The following is a 23,428-nucleotide window of genomic DNA, read 5'->3' as shown; positions in this document are numbered from 1 at the left end:
GAAGGCGGCGACGAACTCGATGTCGGAGACGTGGTAGTCGCCGAACCGGACGTGCATCAGGCCGGGGACCGAGGCGGACTCGTCCGCGTCCCGGTAGTAGTGCACCCCCTGGACGAGCGAGGCGGCGCAGTTGCCGACGCCGACGATGGCGACCTTGACCGATGCCATGGACTGTCTCCCTCCGACGGACCCTCCCGGGCCCGGTCTGTGTGTGCCGATCACGTGCTGGTGGTGCCGATCAGGTGGTGCTGGGTGGTGCGGTCCCGGGTGGTCGCGCGCGGGCGGCCTCGGCCCGGGCGTCGTCCTTCTCGCTGTCGATCAGCTCGGTGAGCCAGCGGACCTCGCGGTCGACGGAGTCCAGCCCGTGGCGCTGGAGCTCGAGGGTGTAGCGGTCCAGCCGGGCCTGGGTCCGCCGCAGCGACTCCAGCAGCCGGTCGCGCTGGCGCTCGACGGTGCGGCGGCGGCCCTCCAGGATGCGCAGCCGGACGTCGGCCGCCGTGTGCCGGAAGAACGCCAGGTGGACGCCGAAGCGGCCCTCGTCGTCGTAGGCCTCCGGACCGGCCTCGCTGACCAGCTCGGCGAACCGCTCCTTGCCCTCGGCGGTGATCGTGTAGACGACCTTGCCGCGCCGGCCGGTCAGCGCCGGGGCGTCCGCGGGGAGCAGGGCCCGCGGCGTGGGCTCGTCGCTGGCGATGAGCCCGGCCCCGGCCAGCCGCTTGAGGGCCGGGTAGAGGGACCCGTAGGAGATGCTGCGCCGTCCGCCGAGGACCGCGGCGAGCTCCTTGCGCAACTCGTAGCCGTGCATGGGCGACTGCTGGAGCAGACCGAGGATGGCGAACTCGAGCACCCGCCACCCCCTCGTCCGGCCGTTGCCGGCCCCGGCTGTCCACTCGCCGTCCACCGGCTCGATGTATCGGGACGATACATCCGCACGTCACAGCCCACGCAACCACGGGTGCGCGGGCCGCCGACGCCGGGCGGCGACGTGTCGACATCCGAAGGAGGCCACCACCAGCGCGCCAGTGCGTACATTTGGCGCCGTGCCCGGACGACGGTCGGTGGTGGACTACGCACTGCAGCGGCGCGCGCTCCTCGCCGACGTGCGCGCGGGGCGGGCCGGCCTCTTCGAGGTCTGCGACGCCAGCCCGTACCTGTCCCGGGCCGCGAAGTACCACGGGGAGCCCACCGACACGCCCTGCCCGCTCTGCCGTCGGGAGCGGCTGACCCAGGTCAGCTACGTCTACGGCGACGGGCTGGGCGCGGTGTCCGGGCAGGCGAAGGGCCAGGCCGAGCTCGCCCGGATGGACGCGGCGCAGGACGAGTTCTCCGTGTACACCGTCGAGGTCTGCCGCGGGTGCGGCTGGAACCACCTCGTCCTCTCCTACGTCCTGGGCGCCGAACCGGTGCCGGGACGCTCGCCACGCCGGACCCGCCGCCGGGCGGCGACCGAGTAGACCCGCGCCCGGCCCGGCCTGCACGCCGGACCGGGCTGACGCCTGCCCTGGGGGCGGGCGCACAGTGAAGACGCCACACCGGGTGGTCCCGGCTCGCCGGACCACCTCCGACCTGCAGGAAAGGGGCCCACCGCGTGCCTCCCCACGACGAGACCTCCCGCCTCGGGTCCGGCTCGGGTTCGGTGCGCCGTCCCCCGCCGGCCGCCCGCTCCACCGGCGGAACGCCCGGCCGTGGCCGCACCCCGGCCCGCGGCGGATCCCCCGCCTCCCGCGGGCGCCCCTCCGGTGGCCGCTCCGGGGGCGGCCGTCCCGGCGGGTCCTCGGGCGGTGGCCGTCCCCCGGGTGGCCGTCCCCCGGGCGGCCGGCCGGCCGGGGGCTCCGGCGGCCGCAAGCGCAGGCCCACGGGCAGGCAGCGGCGCCGTCGCTGGCTGGAGGTCCTCGCCGGGCTGTTCGTCAGCATGCTCGTGCTGATGGGCGTCTTCGTCGGCGTCGTCTACGCCTCCACCGAGGTGCCGACCCCCGAGTCGGTGCAGAGCAAGCAGACGACGATCCTCTACTACTCCGACGGCGTCACCGAGATGGCCCGGCTGGGCCCGGAGAACCGGATCAACGTCCCGCTGGCCGAGGTCTCCGAGCCGGCCCGCAACGCGATCCTGGCCGCGGAGAACCGGAACTTCTACAACGACCCGGGCATCTCCTTCACCGGCATCGTCCGGGCCGCGTGGAACAACCTCACCGGCGGCTCGACCCAGGGGGGCTCGACCATCACCCAGCAGTACGTCAAGAACGCGTTCCTGAACTCCGACCAGACGTTCAGCCGCAAGTTCAAGGAGCTGTTCCTCGCGGTCAAGCTGGACAACCAGTACACCAAGGACGAGATCCTCGAGAACTACCTCAACACCATCTACTACGGCCGCGGCGCGTACGGCATCGAGGCCGCCGCGGAGACCTACTTCGGCGTCCCGGCCGCGCAGCTCACCGCCGAGCAGGGCGCGGTGCTCGCCGTCCTGGTGCGCAGCCCGAGCTACTACGACCCGCAGAACAACCCGGAGGAGGCCCAGGACCGCTGGGGCCGGGTGCTCGACGCGATGGTCGAGCAGGGCTGGTACGACGCGGCCGCCCGGTCGGCGGCCCAGTACCCGGCGGTGCTGCCGGACGAGGGCAACGGCCTCGGCGTCCCGAGCGGCCCGGAGGGGCTGATCGTCGACCAGGTGATCACCGAGCTCGAGGGCCCGAACCACGGCTACCAGGACGTGGAGACGCAGGGCTTGCGGATCACCACCACGGTGGACAAGGCCCACCAGGACGCCGCCGTCGCCGCGGTGACCGACGTGATGACCGGGGAGGACCCGGCCCTGCGCCAGGCGCTGGTCTCCATCGACCCCAAGACCGGCGGCGTGCTGGCCTACTTCGGGAACGCCCGGCGGACCAGTGACGACCCGGCCGCGGACACCACCGACTACGCGCAGGCGCTCAAGCCCCCGGGCTCGTCCTTCAAGCCGTACACGCTGGCCGCGGCCCTGGAGCAGGGCATCAGCGTCAACGCCCGGCGGGACGGCACCTCGCCGCAGGAGTTCCCCGACCGCCCGGGACTGCCGGTCGTCAACTCCGGCAACGCGCAGTGCGGGGCGTGCACGCTCAAGGAGGCGATCACCCGCTCGCTGAACACCACCTTCTACGGGCTGGCCTTCGAGGTCGGGCCCGAGGAGGTGGCCCAGCTGGCGCGCGCGGCCGCCGGCATCCCGGACGTCTGGGACCCGAACGACCCCACCGTGCCCGAGACCCTGGCCGGTCACGAGACGCTGAGCGTCCCGGGCACCGACTCCACCGGTGGCTCGATCGGGATCGGTGAGTACGCGGTGCGGCCGATCCAGCAGGCGGTCGGCTTCGCGACCTTCGCCAACGGGGGGACGTACCGCCCGGCGCACTTCGTCGCGCAGGTCGCCGACAGCGAGGGCGGCGTGCTGACCACGGTCGACGGCACCGCGGGGGCCGAGCAGGTCGTCTCTCCCGAGACGGCCAACGACGTCACCTTCGCGCTGGAGGGCGTCGCGGACTACTCCAAGCGGTCGCTGGACGGCGGCCGGCCGGTCGCCTCCAAGACCGGTACCCAGGGCCTCAACCGGTCGGACAACTCCGACGCCTGGATGGTCGGCTACACCCCGTCGATCTCCACGGCGGTGTGGATGGGCACCCAGGGTGCGGCGCCGATCGAGAACGCTGCGGGCAGCATCATCTACGGGTCAGGCCTGCCGGGCGCCATCTGGCAGGAGTACATGGACACCGTGCTGGCCGGCACCCCGGAGGAGCCGCTGCCGGCCAAGGCGCTCATCCGGGGCGACACCGGGGAGAGCGTCTCGGTGCCGACGACGCAGGCCCCCGCCACCACGCAGGAGGCGACCCCGGTCCCCAGCAGCGAGGCGCCGGCCCCCACGACCAGCGAGCCGCCGGTGGAGACCGGGTCGCCGGAGCCGACGACCGAGGTCCCCGGGGTCCCGCCGCCGTCGGTCTCGGTGCCCGCGACGACCAGCGTGGCGATCGGCAGGCCGCCGACGACGTCCCCCGCACCGCCGTCCAACCGCTGATCCCGACCCCGGCACACTGACCGGGTGAGCACGACACCCTCGGGCCCGACCGCCCCGGCCGACCAGCCGGGGGGCGGGCCCGAGGCGTTCCCGGGGCACGGCGCGCCGCCCCAGGTCGCCGCTCCGCCGCCGCCGGACCGCGTCGTCCCGACCTGGACCGATCCGGTCGCGGCGCAGGCCAGCGAGGCCGTCGGCGGGCCGTGGGGCCGGCACGCGGTGACCGGCCGGGCGCTGTTCTGGACGCCGCTGCGGGTGTGCCTGCTGTTCACCGTGCTGGTCCTCACCCTGGCGTGGGTCAAGCAGGAGCCCTGCGCGGACGGCAACTGGACGGGGTCGAAGCAGTACACCCACTTCTGCTACAACGACGCCGTCCCGCTGTTCGGCCTGCACGGCCTGGACACCGGCGACGTGCCCTACCTGGACTCCCTCGTGGAGTACCCCGTGCTCACCGGCGGGCTGATGCAGCTGGCCGCGGTCCTGGCCCGGTCCTACGACGGCCTGGCGGCCGGCTCCGGGCTCCTGCCGGACGGCGTCCCGGTGCAGACCTTCTACGTGGTGACCTGCCTGCTGCTGTCGGGGCTGGCCCTGCTGGTCACCCGGGCCGTGCTCGCGCTCAGCGGCCGGCGGCCCTGGGACGCCGCGATGGTCGCCCTGTCCCCCGTGCTGCTGGTGCACGCCTTCACCAACTGGGACCTGCTCGCGGTCGCGCTGACCACCCTGGGCCTGTGGGCCTGGGCGCGGCACCGGCTGGTCCTCGCCGGGGTGCTGCTGGGGCTCGGGGTGGCCGCGAAGCTCTACCCGGTCATCGTGCTGGGCGTGCTGTTCGCCCTGTGCCTGCGGGCGGGCCGGCTGGGCGCCTGGCTGAGGACGGCGTGCGCCGCCGGGGTGGCGTGGCTGGTCGTCAACGCCCCGGTCGCCGTCCTGGGCACGGAGGGCTGGCTGCGGTTCTTCACGCTCAGCGACACCCGGCCGGCCAACCCCGAGTCGATCTGGGCGATGCTCATCGACCTGTCGGGGGACACGTTCCTCGACGGCCCGCTGGCCGAGGGGGAGTCGCCGTCGCAGCTGAACGCGGTGGTCGCCGTCCTGCTGCTGCTGTGCGCGGCCGGCGTCCTGTGGCTCGCGCTGGCCGCGCCGCTGCGGCCGCGGGTGCCCCAGCTGGCGTTCCTGCTGGTCGCCGCCTTCCTGCTGCTGAACAAGGTGTACAGCCCGCAGTACGCGCTGTGGCTGGTCCCGCTGGCCGTGCTCGCCCGCCCGGCCTGGCGCTCGCTGCTGCTGTGGCAGGTCACCGAGGCGCTGGTCTGGGCGCTGACGATGCTGTACTACCTCGGCGCGGACGACCGGGGGGTGGACGTCGAGTGGTTCTACACCGCGGTCGTGCTGCGGGACGTCGCCCTCGTCGTCCTCATGGCGCTGGTCGTGCGCGACGTCCGGGACCCCGACGGCGACCGGGTGCGCACCAGCTGGCCGGCCGTGGACGACCCCGCCGGCGGCGTCCTGGACGGTGCCCCCGACCGGGTCCGGTTGACGGGCACGCGGCTGCGCTCAGCCGCGCAGCGCTGAGCGGATCAGCTCGATCTCCTCCGCGTGGCTGGCCGCGTCGCCCGGCGTCTCCAGGAGGACGGGGGCACCCGCGGCCCGGGCCACGCCCAGCAGCAGCTCCACCGGGATCTCGCCGTCGGTCAGCGGCGCGTGCCGGTCGCGGCCGGAGCCGGCCGGGTCCCGGCTGTTGTTCAGGTGCACCAGGTCGATCCGCCCGGTGACGGCCAGCACGTCGTCGACCGCCCGGGTGAGGTCCCAGCCGGCCGCCCAGGCGTGGCAGGTGTCGAGCACGAACCCGGCGCCGAACTCGCCGACCGCCTCCCACAGCCGGCCGAGCGCCGCGAGCTCCCGGGCCATCGCGTTGTCCCCGCCGGCGGTGTTCTCGATCAGGACGGGGATGCCGAAGCCGCCCGCGTCGGCCTGCCGGGCGAAGGTCTTGCGCCAGTTGCCGAACCCGGCGGCCGGGTCGTCCTTGGCGAGCACGTGGCCGCCGTGCACGACCATCCCGCGCGCCCCGATGGCCGCCGCGGCCTGCGCGTGCTGACCGAGCAGCTTGCGGCTGGGGATGCGGATCCGGTTGTTGGTCGAGGCCACGTTGACGATGTACGGCGCGTGCACGAAGACGCCGACCTCGCCGCTGAGCAGCGCCTCGGCGTCCGGCCGGGGCCTGGGCGCCTTCCAGCCCTGCGGGTCGGCGAGGAACACCTGGACGGCGTCGGCGTCCATCTCCGCCGCGCGGGCCAGCGGGCCGCCGTCGGCCAGTTCGCCGTCCTCGGTCAGGCCCCGTCCGACGTGGACACCGACCGGCTGCGCTGTTCCCTGTCGACCCGCCACCCGCGCGACGATAGTCAGCCGGCGGGAGGTGTCCACCGCGCTGGTAGTCTGTCCAGTGCGCGTCCTCCCTGCTCGCGGGTCCACCGCGGCAGATCGGGCGCGCGACGCGTGTACGACCCTCCTGCTGCAGATGTGCTGCAGCCGCTGAGACCAGAGGAGGTGGGGTTCTCCGTGCGTCACTACGAATTGATGATCATCCTCGACCCTGAGCTCGAGGAGCGGACCATCGCTCCCAGCCTGGACCGGTTCCTGTCCGTCGTCACCAACGCCGGCGGCACCGTGAAGACCGAGATCTGGGGCCGCCGCCGGCTGTCCTACGAGATCAAGAAGAACGTCGAGGGCATCTACGCCATCGTCGACATCGAGTCCGACCCGGCCGCCGTGGCCGAGCTGGACCGGCAGCTGAACCTCAACGAGTCCGTGCTGCGCACCAAGCTGATGCGGCCCGAGGTCCACTGACCATGGCCGGCGAGACCGTCATCACCGTCATCGGGAACCTGACGGCCGACCCGGAACTGCGGTTCACGCCGTCCGGTGCCGCCGTCGCGAACTTCACCGTCGCCTCGACGCCCCGCACCTTCGACCGTCAGTCGCAGGAGTGGAAGGACGGCGAGGCGCTGTTCCTCCGGTGCAACGTCTGGCGGCAGGCGGCGGAGAACGTCGCCGAGTCGCTCACCCGCGGTTCGCGGGTCATCGTCTCCGGGCGCCTGAAGCAGCGCTCGTTCGAGACGAAGGAAGGCGAGAAGCGCACCGTCGTCGAACTCGAGGTCGACGAGGTCGGCCCGAGCCTCCGGTACGCCACGGCCAAGGTCACCCGCGCTGCGCGCAGCGAGGGTGGCGGTGGGTTCGGCGGCGGCGGCGGTGGCGGCGGCTTCTCCGGCGGCGGGTCCAGCGACCCGTGGTCCACCCCGCCGGCGTCCTCCGACGAACCGCCCTTCTGATCCCCCCGTACTGATCTCTGGAGACCCCAGTGCCCAAGCCCCCGGTTCGCAAGCCCAAGAAGAAGGTCTGCCAGTTCTGCAAGGACAAGGCGACCTACATCGACTACAAGGACACGACCCTGCTGCGGAAGTTCATCTCCGACCGCGGCAAGATCCGTGCCCGCCGCGTCAGCGGCAACTGCAGCCAGCACCAGCGGGACGTCGCCGTGGCCGTGAAGAACAGCCGCGAGATGGCCCTGCTGCCCTACACCTCCACGGCGCGCTGACCATGAGCACGATGAAGCTGATCCTCACCCACGAGGTGACCGGTCTCGGTTCCACCGGTGACACCGTCGAGGTCAAGGGCGGCTACGGCCGCAACTACCTCCTGCCCCGCGGGCTGGCCATCGTCGCCACCCGCGGTGCCGAGAAGCAGGTGGAGAGCCTGCGTCGGGCGCGTGCCGCCCGCGAGGTGAAGTCGCTCGAGGAGGCCCGGGCGCAGGCCGCCCAGCTCTCGAAGCTGACGGTCACGCTCCCGGCCCGCTCCGGTGAGGGCGGCCGCCTGTTCGGCCGCATCACCACCGCGGACATCGCCTCCGCCGTGACTGCCGCCGGTGGTCCCGAGCTCGACCGTCGCCGGATCGACCTGCCGACGATCAAGAGCCTGGGCACCCACACCGTCACGGTGCGGGTCCACCCGGAGGTCGCCGTCCCGGTCACCCTGGACGTCGTCGCCGGTTGATCGGGCGGCTCCACCGCACCACAGCACCGCCCGCGAGGGGCGTCGGACTTCGGTCCGGCGCCCCTCGCGGCGTCTCCGGCCGGCTGCTCCCCCACCGGTGGTCCCCGGTGTCGACATGGGGTCGCTGGGACCTGCGGGGAGCAGGCGACGGGGCCGGGCGTGTCGACCCGGAGAAATCCGCCGACTTTCTCCCGTCCACACCCTGGGCAGGGCGGGTGCGCAGGTGGCGGGTGGGTTGCCGGGGGACGACGGGGACGCGTCCCCCGCGGTCTCCACACGGTGACCGGCTCCGTCCACCGACTTGTCCACAAGTTGTGCAGATCGGCGTGCACAGCGGTGTTGGACGCACCCCCTCCCCGGTTCCTACCGTCCTCCCAGCGCCGCCGGGCACGGAATCGTCAGTGCCCGGCGGTAGCAAAGAAGTGAACAGCGCAGCGAGCACAACGACACGGTCCAGCAGTGGGCCGGGAACGGGGGGACCAGGCGTGGCCGTCGTCGACGACATCAGCAGGCCGAGGACGACGGCGCCGGAGTACGACCGCCAGCCCCCTCAGGACGTCGCTGCCGAGCAGTCGGTGCTGGGCGGCATGCTCATGTCCAAGGACGCGATCGCCGACGTCGTGGAGGTCCTGCAGGGCCCGGACTTCTACCGGCCCGCGCACCAGATCGTCTACGACTGCATCCTCGACCTCTACGGCCGCGGCGAGCCGGCCGACGCGATCACCGTCGCCGCCGAGCTCAACCGCACCGACCAGCTGTCGAAGATGGGCGGCGCGGTCTACCTGCACACGCTCATCGCCTCCACCCCGACGGCGGCGAACGCCGGCTACTACGCCGCGATCGTCGCCGAGCAGGCCGTGCTGCGGCGGCTGGTCGAGGCCGGCACCCGGGTGGTCCAGCTCGGCTACGGCGCGGCCGACGGCAAGGGCGACGTCGACGACATCGTCGACCGGGCCCAGCAGGCCATCTACGACGTCACCGAGAAGCGGATGAGCGAGGACTACTCCCGCCTCGAGGACATCCTGCAGCCGACGATGGACGAGCTCGACGCCATCGCCTCCCGCGGCGGCACCGCCCGCGGTGTGCCCACCGGCATCCGCGACCTCGACGAGCTCACCAACGGCCTGCAGGCCGGTCAGATGATCGTCATCGCCGCCCGCCCGGGTGTGGGCAAGGCACTTGCCCTCGACACCCCGGTCGCCACTCCCACCGGCTGGACCACGATGGGCGAGGTCGCCGTCGGTGACCAGGTCATCGGCTCCGACGGGCGCCCCACCACCGTGGTCGCCGCCACCGAGGTCATGACCGGCCGCCCCTGTTACGAGGTGCACTTCTCCGACGGTTCGGCCCTCGTGGCCGACGCCCAGCACCAGTGGCTCACCGACGACAGGGCCAGCCGCAGGTCCGCCCAGGCGGCCCGGCACGGCTGCGACCAGCGGGCCTTCGCCGCCGTGCGCACCACCGAGGAGCTGGCGCGCACCGTCCGGTGCGCCACCGCGGACGAGCGACTCAACCACTCGGTCACCAATGCCCAGCCCCTGGACCTGCCCGAGGCGGACCTGCCCGTGCCGCCGTACGCGCTGGGCGTCTGGCTCGGTCACGGCACATCGGCCTCCGCGCAGTACACCAGTGCCGATCCCGAGATCGCCGTGTACATCGAAGCGGAGGGCCTGGTCGCCGACCGGACGTCGGCCGAACTGCGGTACGCGATGCGGCTGCCGGCCCGCGCGGCCGTGACCGAGCGCCCGTGCCCGATGTGCGGGAAGCCGTTCGTCCCGAAGACATCGCAGGTGCAGACCTGCGGGAAGACCTGCGGTGGCAAGCTGCGGGCCGGTGGGGGCGTCGGCCGGGCCGCGCGCTGCCCGGACTGCGGTGGCCCCTCCGCCGGCCCGGCCCGGTGCCGCGAGTGCCGGGCCGAGCACGGCACGGTGACCGGGCTCCTCCGCTCGCTCGGCGTCCTGGGCGACAAGCACATCCCGGCGAGGTACCTGCGGGCGTCGGTGGCGCAGCGCCGGGCATTGCTGGCCGGCCTGCTCGACACGGACGGAACCGTGGCCCCGAACGGCGTCGTCCAGTTCGCCGTCGACAACCAGCGGCTCGCGGAGGACACCCAGGAGCTGATTGCCGGCCTCGGGCACCGGGTCCGAATGAGCCGCAAGCGCGTCGCGGGCCGGTCCGAGGCGTCGTCCACCTGCTACACGTTGACCTTCACGACCGACGACGAGGTCTTCCGGCTGGAGCGGAAGAAGCTGCTCCACAAGGAGCGCGGCGCCCGCACGTTCACGGCGCGGGGGGTCCGCTTCATCACGGAGGTCCGCCCGGTCGCGAGCGTCCCTGTGCGCTGCATCCAGGTGGACGCCGAGGACCACCTCTTCCTGGCCGGGCGCAGCTTCATCCCGACGCACAACTCGACCCTGGGTCTGGACATCGCGCGGAACGCCTCCGTGCACCACCAGCAGCCGGCCGCCATCTTCTCGCTGGAGATGAGCAAGCACGAGATCACCATGCGTCTGCTGTCGGCCGAGGCGAAGGTGCCGCTGCACCACATGCGCGCCGGAACCCTGTCGGACGAGGACTGGTCGAAGCTGGCCCGCCGGATGGGCGAGATCGCCGACGCCCCGCTCTACATCGACGACTCCCCGAACATGACGATGATGGAGATCCGGGCCAAGGCGCGGCGGCTCAAGCAGCGCAACGACCTCAAGCTCGTGGTCATCGACTACCTCCAGCTGATGACGTCGGGCAAGCGGGTCGAGAGCCGCCAGCAGGAGGTCTCGGAGTTTTCCCGTGCGCTCAAGCTGCTGGCCAAGGAGCTCGAGGTCCCGGTCATCGCGATGAGCCAGCTGAATCGTGGCTCCGAGCAGCGCCAGGACAAGAAACCAATGCTGTCCGACCTTCGCGAAAGTGGATCAATCGAGCAGGACGCGGACATGGTGATGATGATTCATCGCGAAGACATGTACGAGAAAGAATCACCGCGGGCCGGCGAGGCCGACATCATGCTGGTCAAGCACCGCAACGGCCCCACCGCCAACGTCACCGTCGCCTTCCAGGGCCACTACAGCCGCTTCGTGGACATGGCGAACTAGAACTGTCGGACCCCGCTGTCACGCTGCCGGCGTGAAGCTGCTGACGGCGACGAGCGAGACCCAGGGCACCTGGCCCGGCGACTTCTGCCACGCGATCGAGGGCGAGCTGGTCGTCCTGGGCTGGTCGTGCGGCTGCGACGACGGCGGGGCGGACGGCGACTGCGGCTGCGGTCGGGCGTTCACCGGCACCAACTCGCTGCGCGCCACGACCACCGCGATGGTGCGCGACCTGGAGCTGACGGTGCCTGACGTCCAGCTGGCGGTGGAGGCCCACCTGCTGGCCGCCGGCCTCGGCCCTGACGTGCTGGGCGCCGAGGTCTTCGCCGACCACCTCGAGGAGTCGGTGCACGACGTGGTGCAGTTCGCCGGGTTCTGGCCGGTCGGCACGGTCGTGGGGCGGCGGCTGGACCACGTGCACCTGCGCTTCGCCCCGGTGACCTGAGCCTCGCGCGGCGCACCAGCCTGGGGGAGACCGTGCCCAGCGCCGCTTCGGAGCGTTGCCGCCCGGGCGGGTAGACCCCCGACGGGGGTACGGCACGTCCCCTGACCGGGTGGACCTGCTCAAGACCGGGCCGAGTTCCGTCGAGGACTCCCAGGACGTTGTCCTCTCCTCCCTAGGAGTCCGCTGTGCCCGCTCTCTTCCCTGCCCTGCTCGCCAAGCTCGCCCCTGCTGGACTCGCCGGCAAGGTCGCGGTCGGCGCCGTGGCCCTCGCGATCGTCGGTGGCGGCACCATCGGCGTCGCCCAGGCGATCGAGCCGACGTCGGACAGCTCGACGGAGGTCACCACCGAGCCGACCGACGACGGCGTCGAGCCGGCTGAGGGTGCGGAGCCGTCGGAGACCGCCGAGCAGCCCGCCGAGGAGCCCACTGTCGAGGAGCCGGTCGAGGAGCCGGTCGTGGAGGAGCCGGTCGTCGAGCTGCCCGCCGAGGAGCCCGTCGTCGAGGAGCCCGTCGTCGAGGAGCCGGCCGTCGAGCAGCCCGCCGAGGAGCCGGTCGTCGAGCAGCCCGTCGAGGAGCCGGTCGTGGAGGAGCCGGTCATCGAGGTGCCGGCGCCGACGGCGCCGGCCAACCACGGCCAGGCCGTCTCCGAGGTCGCCCGCCAGAGCTTCGAGTCCGGCCGCGAGCACGGCCGGGCAGTCTCCGAGATGGCGCGCAGCAACGCCGGCAAGGGCGGGGACACCGCCGAGCCCGCCACCGGCGAGGCCCCGGCCCCGGCTCCCGGCAACAACGGCAACGGCGGCGGCGGCAAGGGCAACGGCAAGGGCTGAGCCGACCGGCCCGGCGACACGGGCTGGCGACGTCCCCGGGGAGCGGCACCCGCGCGCCTAGCGTCGAGGGGTACCGACTCCCCGGGGGCTCCACGTGAAACCGCGTCCGACCCGGTCCCTCGCGCTAGCCGCGCTGGCCGTGCTGGCCACCGTCGCCTGCCAGCCGGCCGGGACCAGCACCGCCTCCGCTCCGGACGCCGTCTCGGAGGCCGCGACTCGGGCCTCCGCGAGCGCGCCGGCGGCGGGGCGCCCCGCGGCCGAGGTCCTCGCCACCCTCGCGGTCAAGGGCCGCGCACCGCAGACCGGCTACGACCGCGACGATTTCGGCCCGGGGTGGACCGACCCGGACCGCAACGGCTGCGACACCCGCAACGACGTGCTGGCCCGTGACCTCACCGGCGAGACGTTCCAGCGTGGCACCCACGACTGCGTGGTCGTCCGCGGCACCCTGGCCGACCCGTACACCGCGCGGACCATCGAGTTCGTCAAGGGCGACGGCAGCAGCGTCGACATCGACCACGTCGTCGCGCTGGGCAACAGCTGGCAGACCGGCTCGTTCGCCTGGGACGACGCCCGCCGCACCGCCTTCGCCAACGACCCGCTCAACCTGCTCGCGGTCGACTCATCCGCCAATCGGCAGAAGGGCGACGCGGACGCCGCAACCTGGCTGCCGCCCAACCGGGCGGCCCGCTGCGGCTACGCGGCCCGGCAGGTCGCCGTCAAGGCCGCCTACGGGCTGTGGGTGACGCGGGCCGAGCACGACGCCCTGCAGCGCGTCCTCGGCACCTGCCCGGGCGAGCCGGTGCCCGCGCCGGTGGACGTTCCCGCGGGAACGTCGACGCAGCAGCCCTACCCGGACTGCGCCGCCGCGCGGGCCGCCGGCGCGGCGCCGCTGCACCGCGGCGACCCGGGCTGGTCCGACGCGATGGACGGCGACGGGGACGGCACCGCCTGCGAGTGATCGGGCCTCAGGACGCCGGCCAGCGCACCAGGCCGTCGTCCCCCAGCACCGCGCCCGCCGACGGCCGGTGCGGTGCGAGCCGCCCGTCCGGCATGAGGTGCTCCACCGGCAGCCCGCGCCCCAGGACGGCGACGTCCGCGACGAGCCGCCGGTGGCAGCGCCACCACACGTACTCACTGCACATCACCGCCACCCGGCGCTCGCCCGCCACCGCCAGCACGTCGTCCAGGGCCGCGGTGAACTCGGGGCTCCGCGTGTGCGCCGCGTAGGCCGCGAACTGGGCGACGGTCCACCAGTCGTCGACGACCGGTTCCCCCGCCGGCAGCCGTCGCCGCCCGCCCAGACGCGACTCCCACCGGTAGGCGACCCCGCGGGCCGGCAGCCACGCGGCCAGCTCGTCGCGGGTGACGTCCGGGTTGCTCCGGCTGCCGGGGAAGCGGCGCACGTCGACCAGCTCCTCGACCCCGGCCGCGGCCAGCCGGTCCCCGAGGCGGTCGCGGTGGTCGGGCCCGTGGCCGACGGTCAGCAGCGGCACGGGACGCTCACCCGCGCAGGTTGAGCTGGTCGTGCTGCAGCGCGAACGCGTCGATCTCCTCGGTGGTCGGCCGCCGTCCGTCGGCGTAGAGCTCGACCAGGCCCTCGAAGTACCGCTCGCGCGGGATGCCGGGGGTGAACAGGATCAGGAACCGGGCGCCCACGTCCTCGCGGGCGGCGCGGAAGGCGTGCACCCCCGAGCGCGGCACGTAGATCAGGTCGCCGGCGGACGCCGTCGTCCACTCCTCGCCGGCGAGCACGGCGAGCTCGCCGTCCAGCACGTGGAAGGACTCGCTGAACGTCCGGTGCAGATGCGGACCGGGCCCGACTGCGCCGGGCGGCAGGGTGAACTCGTACAGGCCGAAGTCCCCCCGGGTCTGACTGCCGGTGGCGACGAACCGTGCGCGGCCGGCCGTGCGCTGGTCACCGTGGCGGGAGACGGTCGCCGGGTCGGGCAGGTAGGTCATGCCGGAGTGCCTACACCCCGCTCAGCACCGCGACCAGGAAGTCGGCGTCCGGGGACCACGGCCGCAGGTCCCAGGTGGACAGCAGGACGTCGTCGGTCCAGCCGACCGCCCGGGCGTCGTCCAGGAACTCCTCGAACGGGTAGCCCCGGCCCGCGCCGAACCCGATCGCCGCCCGCCCGCCGGGCGCCAGGTGCGCGCGCAGTCGGCGCAGCACCTCCCGCCGGGTGCTCGGGGCGAGGAAGGTCATCACGTTGCCGGCGCAGACGATGGCGTCGAAGGTCTCCGCGATGCCCAGCGCGGGCAGGTCCAGCTCGGCCAGGTCCGCGACGACCCAGCGCGGGCCCGGGTGGTCGGCCTCGGCCGCCGCGATGAGCACCGGGTCGGCGTCCACCCCGACCACCTCGTGCCCGGCGGCGGCCAGGAACGCGCCCACCCGGCCCGGGCCGCAGCCCGCGTCGAGCACCCGGGCCGAGCGGGGCAGCAGCGCGTCGACCAGCCGGGCCTCGCCGGCCAGGTCCGCGCCGTCGGCGGCCATCGTCCGGAACCGTTCGACGTAGGCGGCGGAGTGGCCCGGGTCCTGCTGGGTGATCTGCGTCCATGCGCTCGGCTCGGCCATGGGGGCATCATCGACGGTCGGTCCGGGACAGGGGAGGTGGCGTGCGGCGCGAGCCGAGCATCCTGCACCTCGACCTTGACGCCTTCTTCGCCGCCGTCGAGCAGCGCGACAAGCCCTCGCTCCGCGGCCGCCCGGTGGTGGTCGGCGGCGTCGGGGGCCGCGGCGTGGTCTCCACCGCCTCCTACGAGGCCCGCGCGTACGGCGCGCGCAGCGCGATGCCGACCGCCGAGGCGCGCCGGGTCTGCCCGCCCGGCACCGCCTTCCTCGGCACCCGCTTCGCCGCCTACAAGCGGACGTCGGACGTGGTGATGGCGCTGCTGCGCGAGCTCTCCCCGCTGGTCGAGCCGGTGTCCATCGACGAGGCGTACGTCGACCTCGCGGCCGGGGACCACGACCTGAGCGTGCCCGGGGTCACCGCCCTCGGCCGCGCCCTGAAGGCCCGGATCGCCGCCGCCACCGGCGGGGTCACCGGCTCGGTGGGCATCGGCACCTCCAAGGCGCTGGCCAAGATCGGCTCGGAGCTGGACAAGCCCGACGGGCTCACCGTCGTCCCGGCCGGGCAGGAGCTCGCCGTCCTGCACCCGCTGCCGGTGCGCAGCCTCGGCGGCGTCGGGCCGGCCACCGCCGAGCGGCTGGCCAGCATCGGGGTGAAGACCGTCGGCGACCTGCACCGGCTGTCGCTGGTCGACCTCACCAGCCTGGTCGGCCAGGCGCACGGCGCCGGGCTCCACCGGCTGGCCCGGGCCGACGACGACCGCCCGGTGGTGCCCGACCGGGAGGCGAAGTCGGTCAGCGCCGAGGAGACCTTCGCCCGCGACCTCACCGACCCCGCCCGGCTGGCCGCAGAGGTGGAGGCGCTCGCCACCCGGGTCGGCAGCCGGCTGCAGCGCTCGGGCACCTCCGGCCGCACGGTCACCCTCAAGGTGCGCCGGTTCGACTTCACCACGCTGACCCGGTCGCAGACCCTGCCGCACCCGGTCGACGACCCCCGGCAGATCGCCGAGGTCGCCCACCGGCTGCTCGGCGCCGTCGACCGCAGCGGGGGCCTGCGGCTGCTCGGGGTGGGGGTCTCCGGGCTGTCCAGCTACGTGCAGGGCGACCTGTTCGCCGAGCCGGTTCCCCCGCAGCCCGAGCCGGCCCCGGTCGAGCCCGAGCCGGTCGAGGAGGAGCCGCCGCCCGGTCCCGCCGTCGTCGCCTGGTACCCCGGGCAGGACGTCGTCCACCCCGGGCTCGGGGCCGGCTGGGTGTGGGGCAGCGGGCTGAACCGGGTCACCGTGCGGTTCGAGGGGCCGCGGACGGCGCCCGGGCCGGTGCGGACGCTGGCCGCCGACGACCCCGACCTGCGGCCCGGCGATCCCCCGGACTGGTCAGACCCGGTCGACGCGGGCACCGCCGCCACCCCAGACTCGGGCCCATGACCGGGGACGACGCGCTGGAGGCCGCCATCGACGACCTCGTGCACCGCGGCTGCGACCTCGCCGACGCCGGCGACCACGCAGGCGCCGCGGCGCTGTTCCGCCGGGCTGCCGAGCAGGGTTCCGCGCTGGCCTGGTTCAACCTGGGCAACAGCCTGCGCGCGCTGCACCGCTGGGAGGACGCCGTCCGGGCCCACGAGCAGGCCGCCGCGCTCGGCGAGGGCGACGCCTGGCTGAACCTGGCGCTGGTCCTGCTCGACCTGCACCGCTGGCCGGAGGCCGAGCGGGCCGCCCGCCGGGCGATCGCCCTCGGCGACACGGCCGGCTGGGGTCCGCTGGGCAGCGCGCTGGAGGAGCAGGGCCGCCGTGGTGAGGCCGTGTCCGCCTTCCGGCTGGGCGCCGAGCGCGGCGACCTGGCCGCCACGGTGCAGCTGGCCTGGGCGCTGCACGAGGACGGCGAGGACACCGCCGCGCAGGCGTGGATGCGCCGGGCCGCCGAGGGCGGGGACGCCCAGGCCCGCGCCGTCCTGGCCTGCTGGCGCTGGGACGCCACCACCGACGCGGCGCTGGAGGACGAGCTGCGGGCCGGCGCGGAGGTCTACCCGCCCGCCCGGGTCGACCTCGCCCACCTGCTGCGCGCCACCGGCCGGGTCGAGGAGGCGCGCAGCACCCTCGAGGCCGGCGCGCTGCGCAACGAGGAGGACACCTGGCTGCCGCTGGGCAACCTGCTCCTCGACGAGTTCCAGCAGGAGGTCGCCGCTGCCGCCGCGTACCGGGCCGGCATCGACGCCGGTGACCTGCACTGCCACCACAACCTGGGCGTGCTGCTGCTCGCGCAGGGCGACGTCGACGGCGCGGTCGAGCAGCTGCTGCTCGGCGCCGAGGGCGGTGACGAGCTCGCCGCCCGCGTCCTGCGGGAGGTGCTGGAGGAGGAGTGACTCCTCAGGCGCTCCACCAGCGGGCGAAGTGGTGCACCGGGCCGTGCCCGGCACCGACCCCGAGCGCGCCGCCGGACTCCAGGGCCTGCTGCAGGTAGTCGCGGGCCTGCTCGACCAGGGGCGCCCAGTCCAGCCCGGCATCCCCGCCGTCCACCGCGTGCAGCCGGGCGGCCAGCGCGGCCAGCGCCGAGGACAGGGTGCAGCCGGTGCCGTGGGTCGAGGTCGTCGCCACCCGGGGACGGCGGGTCTCCACCACACCGCCCGCGGTGACCAGCACGTCCACGCTCTCCCCGCCGCCCAGGTGGCCGCCCTTCACCAGCACCGCGGCCGGGCCGAGCGCCAGCAGCGCCCACCCCTGCTCGACCAGCTGGTCGACCCGGGTGGCCGGCGCGACGTCGAGCAGCGCGGCGGCCTCGGGCGCGTTGGGGGTGACCAGGTCGCTGACCGGCAGCAGCTCGGTGCGGACGGCGTCCACCGCCTCCTGGGAGATCAGCCGGTCCCCGCTCGTCGCGACCATGACCGGGTCGCAGACCACCGGTCCGCCCGGGCGGCCGGCGAGCACCGCGGCGACCTCGCGCACCACCTCCGCCGTCCCGAGCATGCCGAGCTTGGTGGCGTGCACGGTCACGTCGGCGAACAGCGTGCGGAGCTGCTCCCCCACGAACTCCGCCGGCACCGGGTGCACGCCGGTGACGCCGCGGGTGTTCTGCGCGGTGAGCGCGGTGAGCACCGCCGTCCCGTAGGCACCGAGCGCGCTGAAGGTCTTCAGGTCGGCCTGGATGCCCGCCCCGCCGCTGGGGTCGCTGCCGGCCACGGTGAGCGCGACCGCGGCGCTCATCGGGCACCGACCTCCGGGCGCAGCCGGTCGCGCAGCAGCCGCGCCGAGGTCTCCGGGTCCGCGGCGGCGCAGACGTCGGAGACGACGCAGACCCCGTCGACCCCGGTGGCGGCGACCGCGGCGACGTTCTCCGCGTGGATGCCCCCGATCGCGACCGAGCGGACCCCGCCCGCCCGCGCCCGTGCGGCCAGCCGGCGGACGCCGTCCAGACCGAGGGCCGGGCCGGTGTCCGGCTTCGTCGGCGTGCCCCAGACCGGGCTCAGCCCGACCAGGTCGACGGTCCCCGGCGGCAGCGCGAGGACGGCGTCGAGGTCGGCGTCCCCGCTGACCGAGACGCCCAGCCACGGGTCCGGGCCGAGCAGCGCCCGCACGTCGGCCGGCGGGAGGTCGTCCTGGCCCACGTGCACGCCGTCTGCCCCGGCGATCAGCGCGACGTCGACGGCGTCGTTCACGACCAGCGCCACGTGCGGCGTGGCCGCCAGGACCGCCCGCACCGCGCGGGTCAGCGCCAGCAGCTCCCGGCGGCTCGCGGTCTTGTCCCGGACCTGCACGCACGTCACCCCGCCGGCGACCGCGGCCGCCACCACGTCCGGCACCGGGCGCGGCGCGCTCAGCGCGGTGTCGGTGACCAGGTACAGGGTGGGGTCGAGGGGACGCCGCACGCCGTCGTCCTCAGTCGTCGGTGCGCAGGTCGGCACGGGTCAGCGCGTCGTCGTCCAGCGCGTCGAGGGCGTCCAGCCACTGGGCGGGGAACGTGCCCGGCCCGTCGGCGAGGTCCGCGGCGATCTCCGCGGCGAGCGCGACGTGGGCGTGCGCGGCGACGGTGCCGGTGAGCGGGTCGCCGGCGGCGGCGGCGGCGACGTACGCGGCGACGAGCGCGCCCAGCGCGCAGCCGGCGCCGGTGGTGCGGGTGAGCAGCGCCGAGCCGCCGCCGATCCGCACCACGCGGGTCCCGTCGGTGACCACGTCGACCGGCCCGCTGACCGCGACCACGCCGCCGGTGCGCCGGGCCAGCTCCCCGGCGGCCTCCAGCGCGTCCTCCGGTGTGGCGGTGCTGTCCACCCCGCGGCCGCCCTTGCCGGCCCCGGCGAGCGCGAGCACCTCGGAGGCGTTGCCGCGGACCACGGTGGGCCGCAGGGCCGCGAGGTCGGCGGCCAGCTCGGTGCGGAACGTCAGCCCGCCGACGGCGACCGGGTCGAGGACCCACGGGGTCCCGGCGTCCCCGGCGGCCCGGGCGGCGATCCGCATGGCCTCGGCGGTGCGCTGCTGCACGGTACCGACGTTCACCAGCACCGCCGACGCCACCGCGGCGAACTCGCCGGCCTCGGCGGGGTCGTCGACCATCGCGGGCGCGGCGCCGACCGCGAGCAGCGCGTTCGCCGTGATCGTCTGGACGACGGTGTTGGTGAGGCAGTGCACCAGGGGTGCGGTCTCGCGCAGCGCCGCGTGGGCCGCGCGGAGGTCGGTGGCTTCCACGCCGTGACATCCCTTCGCCAGTGTCAACTGGGGCAGGTTCGACGGGTGTGCTCTCAGTCCCGGGCGGGACACCCCGTGTCGGCCGCGAACGTACAACACGATCGTTCACCCGACCGGGTGGTGGTGGCCCGTCCCACGTCACTCGTCTTGATCATCCGCCGCTGCGGCTGTGACGCTGTGCGCTCGCCCGACCCGGACGGCAGCACTGGAGGACACGTGGAACCGACCGCCGTCGCGTTCCTCGTGCTGGGTGGTGCCGGGGTCGTCGTGCTGGTCCTCGCCCTGGTGCTGGGCGACCTCGACCTCGGTTCCGCGGACGCCGACGGACCGTTCTCCCTCCCGGCGATCGCCGCGCTGCTGGGCGGCGTCGGGTTCGGCGGAGCGGCGGTGACCGCCCTGCTGCCCGACCTCCCGCGGCCGGTGGCCCTCTCCCTCGCGCTCGCCGGCGGGCTCCTCGTCGCGCTGCCGCTGGCCGCCGGCGCCGTCCGGCTGTCCGCCGCTCTGCGGGACATGCCGACCGAGCCGACGCCCACCCGCGACCGGCTGCTCGGTGCCCAGGGGGTCGTGGTCTCCCGGGTGCCGGCCGGCGGGCTGGGCGAGGTCCGGCTGACCGTCGGCGGCCAGCAGCTGAAGTACCACGCCCGCAGTGCGGTCCCGCTGCCCGCCGGCACCCCGGTGTACGTCGTCGACACCCCCACCGAGACGTCCGTGGAGGTCGTCTCCACCGCTCCCTGACCGCCCCTCCTCCCACCCCCCGGCGAGCCCTCGTGACCCTGCTCATCGCGATCGGCGACACCTTCACCTCGGAGGTGCTGGCCGGCGCGCTGCGCTCGATCGTGGGCCGGCTGACCAGCGGCGCGGGTGCTCAAGGAGACCTCGATCGCCGAGGCGCGCGCCCGGCAGGCCGCCCAGCAGGAGCAGCTGCTCGCGGACGAGGCGATCGCCGTCGCAGCGGCAGCTCGCGCTCAAGCAGGCCGAGATCGACGCGGAGATCGACGCGGCCAAGGCCCGCGCGGCCGCGGCCGGCCCGCTCGCCCAGGCCGCCCAGGACCAGGAGGTGCTCGCCGCCCAGGAGAAGGTGGCCGAGCGCACTCGAGCCTCACCCAGGCGCAGCTGGACACCGAGGTCCGCCGTCCGGCCGACGCCGAGCGCTACCGGGTGGAGCAGGAGGCCGAGGCCGAGGCGATCGAGGGCGCCAAGCGGGGCGAGGTGGAGAAGCTGCGCCGGCAGGCGGGGGCGTCGGCCATGGACGCCCGGTCCGAGGCGTTCAAGAACTACGGCGAGGCGGCGATCCTGGACCTGCTGGTCAAGGTGCTGCCCGAGGTCGTGGCCGCGGCGTCCGCGCCGCTGGCCGGCGTGGAGAAGATGACCGTGATCTCCGCCGACGGCCCGGGAGCGCTCGGCCGCTCGGTGGCGGCGAACGTGGCCCAGGGGCTGCAGCTGTCCGGTGACCTGACCGGCCTGGACGTCGGGGCGGTGCTGCGCCGGCTGGGCAAGGGCGTGACCGAGGACGGCGGGGCGCCTGCCGCGACCCGGGTGCAGCTGGACGGCGACGGCGCGCAGCCGCGGTCCTGACCCGGCGCGGCGCGGTCCTGACCCGGGCGACCGGCCGGGCACCTGCCCGGGGGACGATCTGCGGGTGACCGGCACCCCCGTCCTGCGGACCGCCCGCTTCGAGGAGCTGACCCCCGGTGAGCTCTACGGGCTGCTCCGGCTGCGGGTCGACGTGTTCGTCGTCGAGCAGGCCTGCCCCTACCCCGAGCTCGACGGGCGGGACGCCGAACCCGGGACGGTGCACCTGTGGTTCGCCGACGACGCGGGCTCCGTGCTGGCCACGATCCGGGTGCTCGAGAACGGCGAGGACCGGTCGATCGGGCGGGTGGCGACCGCCGTCCCCGCCCGTGGCCGGGGGCTCTCCGCCCAGCTCATCCGGCGCGGCATCGAGCTGTGCGACGGCCGGACCATCGACATCGGCGCCCAGGCCTACCTGGAGGGCTGGTACGAGCGGTTCGGCTTCCGGCGCTCCGGCCCGGACTACCTGGAGGACGGCATCCCGCACCTGCCGATGCGCCGGCTCCCCGGCTGACCCGGGACGTTCCCGCGGGAACGCCGTCCGCCTCCTGACCAGCCGGTTCCGTCGTACCCCTCCCCTAACGTCGCGCCATGGACGACGGGACGGGTACGGCACCGGCGGTGGAGCGGCCGCTGGGAGAGCTGGCGCAGGAGATCACCTCGGGCGCGGTGCGGCTGGCCGCGGCCACCGCGGCCTGGCTGGTCCTGGTGGCGGAGTTCGACCGGCGGCGGGGCTGGGCCGGGGTCGGCATCGTGTCCTGCGCCCACTGGCTGGCGTGGCAGTGCGGGCTGAGTCCGGGTGCGGCCCGTGAGCACGTCCGGGTGGCCCGGGCGCTGAGCGGCCTGCCCGTCACGGCGAGGGCCTTCGCCGACGGCAGGCTGTCGTACTCCAAGGTGCGCGAGCTGACCCGGGTGGCCGACGCGGCGACGGAGACGGAGCTGGTCGAGCTGGCCGGGCACACCACCGCCTCGCAGCTGGCCAAGGTGGTGCGGGCCTGGCGCCGGTCGGACGCGGTGGACGACGGGGTGGTCACCGGGAAGCGGGCCTTCCGGTGGTCGTGGGACGACGACGGCATGCTCACCCTGCAGGTCCGCATGGACGCCGAGGAGGGCGCCGCGCTGCTGGCCGCGATCGAGTCGCTGGCCGAGCGGGACGCCCGCCGTGAGCGCGCGGCCACCGAGCGGGCCGCGGCTGCTGAGCGGGCCGCGGTTGCCCGAGGGGCCGCCGCACCCGGCACCGGCGACGCCCTTGATGCGTTCCCGCCGGGGTGCTCGGACGCCGACGCGTTCCCGCGGGAGCGCACGGCCGCCCGCCGCTGCCGGGCCCTGGGGCAGCTCGCCGCCGCCGCCGCGGCCGACCGGCGGGCCGGCGACCCGCCGCGGCGGGAGGTCGTCGTCCACGTCGACGCGGACGTGCTGGCCGACGACGCCGCGGCCGGACGCGCCCACCTGGAGGGCGGTCCCGCCCTGCACCCCTCGGTCGTCCGCCGGATGGCGTGCGAGGCGGCGCTGACGGTCATCGTCGAGCGCAACGGGCAGCCGCTGGCCCTGGGGCGCCGGGCCCGGCTGGCCACCCGGGCGCAGCGGCGGGCCCTGCTCGCCCGCGACGGCGGGTGCGTGCGGCCCGGTTGCACGGAGGACCGGATCGAGCGGCTGCACGCCCACCACCTGCGGCGCTGGGCGTTCGGCGGGCGCACCGACGTGTCGGGCATGGTGCTGCTCTGCGACGTCGACCACGGGCTGGTGCACGACCGGGAGCTGGTGATGTCCCGGCGCGGCGGTCAGCTGATCGTGCTCACGCCGGAGGGGCAGCGGATCTGGGGCCCGGCCGACGCGGCCTTCGCCGCCGGCCTCGACGGACAGCCGACGGACGAGCCGCTGGCGGGCGTGCACCCCATCGACCAGCTCCGTGGCCGGCGCCCGAGCCCCACCGACCCGGCCGACGCAGCGCCGGCCGGCGGGACCGTCACGCCGCTGCCGACCGCACCCCGCCGGGCGTCCGCCGCACGCTCGATGACCGACGCGCTGCGCCCCCTCCTCCCGGTCGATCCGGCCGCCGACCGGCCCGACGGCCTGTCCTCCGGCGGGGAGCGGATGGACCTCGGCCACGTCGTCTGGGCCCTCCTGGCGCACCGGGAGCACCTGCGCCGGCAGTCGGCCTGACGGGTCGGTCAGT

The 23,428-nt window shown here is 74.9% G+C and carries 25 protein-coding genes, 1 pseudogene and 1 riboswitch; of the genes and pseudogenes, 17 read left to right on the top strand and 9 right to left on the bottom strand.

The genetic code is table 11. The features are described from left to right. Positions 1-168: pseudogene (locus tag HL189_RS21605) on the bottom strand (inositol-3-phosphate synthase); the annotation flags it as partial. Between the two features lie 70 nt (positions 169-238). After that, the gene (locus tag HL189_RS21600) at positions 239-847 is read right to left on the bottom strand and encodes a PadR family transcriptional regulator (protein WP_369135797.1); all 609 of its coding nucleotides are present in this window, start codon (positions 845-847) and stop codon (positions 239-241) included. 193 nt (positions 848-1,040) lie between these two features. Between HL189_RS21600 and HL189_RS21595 the strand changes: the two genes are divergently transcribed. From HL189_RS21595 to HL189_RS21585, 3 genes are all read left to right on the top strand, one after another. Further along, positions 1,041-1,454, top strand: a complete 414-nt coding sequence (locus HL189_RS21595; protein WP_369135796.1) for a DUF5318 family protein — start codon at positions 1,041-1,043, stop codon at positions 1,452-1,454. A gap of 470 nt (positions 1,455-1,924) precedes the next feature. Further along, positions 1,925-4,039 (top strand): transglycosylase domain-containing protein, encoded by a 2,115-nt coding sequence (locus HL189_RS21590; RefSeq protein WP_369135795.1) that lies wholly within the window; start codon positions 1,925-1,927, stop codon positions 4,037-4,039. Positions 4,040-4,063: 24 nt separating this feature from the next. Then, positions 4,064-5,602, top strand: coding sequence for a glycosyltransferase family 87 protein (locus HL189_RS21585; protein WP_369135794.1), 1,539 nt, complete (start codon positions 4,064-4,066; stop codon positions 5,600-5,602). Here the strand turns inward: HL189_RS21585 and HL189_RS21580 are convergent. Then, positions 5,585-6,415: a deoxyribonuclease IV gene (locus HL189_RS21580; RefSeq protein WP_369135793.1), complete on the bottom strand. Its 831-nt coding sequence runs from the start codon at positions 6,413-6,415 to the stop codon at positions 5,585-5,587. The two genes, HL189_RS21585 and HL189_RS21580, sit on opposite strands and share 18 nt — an antisense overlap. Positions 6,416-6,586: 171 nt before the next feature. Between HL189_RS21580 and rpsF the strand changes: the two genes are divergently transcribed. The 8 genes from rpsF to HL189_RS21540 all read left to right on the top strand — a co-directional run bounded on the left by rpsF (position 6,587) and on the right by HL189_RS21540 (position 13,396). Continuing rightward, positions 6,587-6,874 (top strand): 30S ribosomal protein S6, encoded by a 288-nt coding sequence (gene rpsF, locus HL189_RS21575; RefSeq protein WP_369135792.1) that lies wholly within the window; start codon positions 6,587-6,589, stop codon positions 6,872-6,874. Between the two features lie 2 nt (positions 6,875-6,876). Beyond that, positions 6,877-7,356 carry a single-stranded DNA-binding protein gene (locus HL189_RS21570; protein WP_369135791.1) on the top strand — a complete coding sequence of 160 codons (480 nt, stop codon included), beginning with the start codon at positions 6,877-6,879 and terminating at the stop codon, positions 7,354-7,356. 29 nt (positions 7,357-7,385) lie between these two features. Further along, positions 7,386-7,622 (top strand): 30S ribosomal protein S18, encoded by a 237-nt coding sequence (rpsR, locus tag HL189_RS21565; RefSeq protein ID WP_089305905.1) that lies wholly within the window; start codon positions 7,386-7,388, stop codon positions 7,620-7,622. Positions 7,623-7,633: 11 nt separating this feature from the next. Continuing rightward, complete coding sequence (gene rplI / locus HL189_RS21560) at positions 7,634-8,077, top strand: 50S ribosomal protein L9 (RefSeq protein WP_369135790.1); 444 nt, start codon at positions 7,634-7,636, stop codon at positions 8,075-8,077. A 485-nt stretch (positions 8,078-8,562) separates the two neighbouring features. Next, positions 8,563-11,166, top strand: coding sequence for a replicative DNA helicase (gene dnaB / locus HL189_RS21555; protein ID WP_369135789.1), 2,604 nt, complete (start codon positions 8,563-8,565; stop codon positions 11,164-11,166). A 31-nt stretch (positions 11,167-11,197) separates the two neighbouring features. After that, the gene (locus HL189_RS21550) at positions 11,198-11,608 is read left to right on the top strand and encodes a hypothetical protein (protein ID WP_369135788.1); all 411 of its coding nucleotides are present in this window, start codon (positions 11,198-11,200) and stop codon (positions 11,606-11,608) included. A 185-nt stretch (positions 11,609-11,793) separates the two neighbouring features. Then, positions 11,794-12,435 carry a hypothetical protein gene (locus HL189_RS21545; protein ID WP_369135787.1) on the top strand — a complete coding sequence of 214 codons (642 nt, stop codon included), beginning with the start codon at positions 11,794-11,796 and terminating at the stop codon, positions 12,433-12,435. Positions 12,436-12,529: 94 nt separating this feature from the next. Next, complete coding sequence (locus HL189_RS21540; RefSeq protein WP_369135786.1) at positions 12,530-13,396, top strand: DUF1524 domain-containing protein; 867 nt, start codon at positions 12,530-12,532, stop codon at positions 13,394-13,396. 7 nt (positions 13,397-13,403) lie between these two features. Here HL189_RS21540 and HL189_RS21535 read toward each other — a convergent pair whose 3' ends face one another. From HL189_RS21535 to HL189_RS21525, 3 genes are read right to left on the bottom strand one after another with little or no spacing between them, the layout of a single operon-like run. Then, positions 13,404-13,931, bottom strand: a complete 528-nt coding sequence (locus tag HL189_RS21535) for a DUF488 family protein (RefSeq protein ID WP_369135785.1) — start codon at positions 13,929-13,931, stop codon at positions 13,404-13,406. A 7-nt stretch (positions 13,932-13,938) separates the two neighbouring features. Next, positions 13,939-14,397: a cupin domain-containing protein gene (locus tag HL189_RS21530; RefSeq protein ID WP_369135784.1), complete on the bottom strand. Its 459-nt coding sequence runs from the start codon at positions 14,395-14,397 to the stop codon at positions 13,939-13,941. A 10-nt stretch (positions 14,398-14,407) separates the two neighbouring features. Then, the gene (locus tag HL189_RS21525) at positions 14,408-15,013 is read right to left on the bottom strand and encodes a class I SAM-dependent methyltransferase (protein WP_369135783.1); all 606 of its coding nucleotides are present in this window, start codon (positions 15,011-15,013) and stop codon (positions 14,408-14,410) included. A 41-nt stretch (positions 15,014-15,054) separates the two neighbouring features. Here HL189_RS21525 and HL189_RS21520 point away from each other — a divergent pair, with 41 nt between their 5' ends. Both HL189_RS21520 and HL189_RS21515 read left to right on the top strand, forming a co-directional pair. Then, positions 15,055-16,431: a DNA polymerase IV gene (locus tag HL189_RS21520; protein WP_369135782.1), complete on the top strand. Its 1,377-nt coding sequence runs from the start codon at positions 15,055-15,057 to the stop codon at positions 16,429-16,431. After that, a complete protein-coding gene (locus HL189_RS21515) occupies positions 16,428-17,366 on the top strand; it encodes a tetratricopeptide repeat protein (RefSeq protein WP_369135781.1) in 939 nt (312 codons plus the stop codon). Before HL189_RS21520 ends, HL189_RS21515 begins: the two co-directional genes overlap by 4 nt. Before the next feature lie 4 nt (positions 17,367-17,370). Here the strand turns inward: HL189_RS21515 and thiD are convergent, their stop codons facing one another. The 3 genes from thiD to thiM form a co-directional block, all read right to left on the bottom strand. Further along, positions 17,371-18,204, bottom strand: coding sequence for a bifunctional hydroxymethylpyrimidine kinase/phosphomethylpyrimidine kinase (gene thiD / locus HL189_RS21510; RefSeq protein ID WP_369135780.1), 834 nt, complete (start codon positions 18,202-18,204; stop codon positions 17,371-17,373). After that, positions 18,201-18,866 (bottom strand): thiamine phosphate synthase, encoded by a 666-nt coding sequence (thiE, locus tag HL189_RS21505; protein WP_369135779.1) that lies wholly within the window; start codon positions 18,864-18,866, stop codon positions 18,201-18,203. The genes thiD and thiE overlap by 4 nt, the downstream gene beginning before the upstream one ends. Before the next feature lie 10 nt (positions 18,867-18,876). Beyond that, on the bottom strand, positions 18,877-19,680 hold the full coding sequence (gene thiM / locus HL189_RS21500) for a hydroxyethylthiazole kinase (RefSeq protein WP_369135778.1): 804 nt from the start codon (positions 19,678-19,680) through the stop codon (positions 18,877-18,879). Beyond that, positions 19,673-19,766, bottom strand: a riboswitch (TPP riboswitch). (Overlaps the previous gene by 8 nt.) Positions 19,767-19,896: 130 nt before the next feature. Between thiM and HL189_RS21495 the strand changes: the two genes are divergently transcribed. The 4 genes from HL189_RS21495 to HL189_RS21480 all read left to right on the top strand — a co-directional run bounded on the left by HL189_RS21495 (position 19,897) and on the right by HL189_RS21480 (position 23,415). Beyond that, a complete protein-coding gene (locus HL189_RS21495) occupies positions 19,897-20,415 on the top strand; it encodes an NfeD family protein (RefSeq protein WP_369135777.1) in 519 nt (172 codons plus the stop codon). A 423-nt stretch (positions 20,416-20,838) separates the two neighbouring features. Beyond that, the gene (locus tag HL189_RS21490) at positions 20,839-21,255 is read left to right on the top strand and encodes a flotillin domain-containing protein (protein WP_369135776.1); all 417 of its coding nucleotides are present in this window, start codon (positions 20,839-20,841) and stop codon (positions 21,253-21,255) included. Positions 21,256-21,319: 64 nt separating this feature from the next. Further along, positions 21,320-21,766: a GNAT family N-acetyltransferase gene (locus tag HL189_RS21485; RefSeq protein ID WP_369135775.1), complete on the top strand. Its 447-nt coding sequence runs from the start codon at positions 21,320-21,322 to the stop codon at positions 21,764-21,766. 77 nt (positions 21,767-21,843) lie between these two features. Then, positions 21,844-23,415, top strand: coding sequence for a DUF222 domain-containing protein (locus HL189_RS21480; protein WP_369135774.1), 1,572 nt, complete (start codon positions 21,844-21,846; stop codon positions 23,413-23,415). Positions 23,416-23,428: the final 13 nt, after the last annotated feature.

Origin of the sequence: Modestobacter sp. I12A-02662, assembly GCF_041028325.1 — a bacterium.
GTDB lineage: Bacteria > Actinomycetota > Actinomycetes > Mycobacteriales > Geodermatophilaceae > Modestobacter.
Note: the sequence above shows the minus strand (reverse complement) of the source record. Positions and strands in the feature narration are given on the sequence as shown.

Coding starts and splice junctions, on each gene's coding strand:
- rplI (WP_369135790.1), top strand. CDS start 7,634: ATGAAGCTGATCCTCACCCACGAGGTGACCGGTCTCGGTTCCACCGGT.
- HL189_RS21570 (WP_369135791.1), top strand. CDS start 6,877: ATGGCCGGCGAGACCGTCATCACCGTCATCGGGAACCTGACGGCCGAC.
- HL189_RS21525 (WP_369135783.1), bottom strand. CDS start 15,013: ATGGCCGAGCCGAGCGCATGGACGCAGATCACCCAGCAGGACCCGGGC.
- HL189_RS21480 (WP_369135774.1), top strand. CDS start 21,844: ATGGACGACGGGACGGGTACGGCACCGGCGGTGGAGCGGCCGCTGGGA.
- HL189_RS21590 (WP_369135795.1), top strand. CDS start 1,925: ATGGGCGTCTTCGTCGGCGTCGTCTACGCCTCCACCGAGGTGCCGACC.
- HL189_RS21530 (WP_369135784.1), bottom strand. CDS start 14,397: ATGACCTACCTGCCCGACCCGGCGACCGTCTCCCGCCACGGTGACCAG.
- HL189_RS21515 (WP_369135781.1), top strand. CDS start 16,428: ATGACCGGGGACGACGCGCTGGAGGCCGCCATCGACGACCTCGTGCAC.
- thiD (WP_369135780.1), bottom strand. CDS start 18,204: ATGAGCGCCGCGGTCGCGCTCACCGTGGCCGGCAGCGACCCCAGCGGC.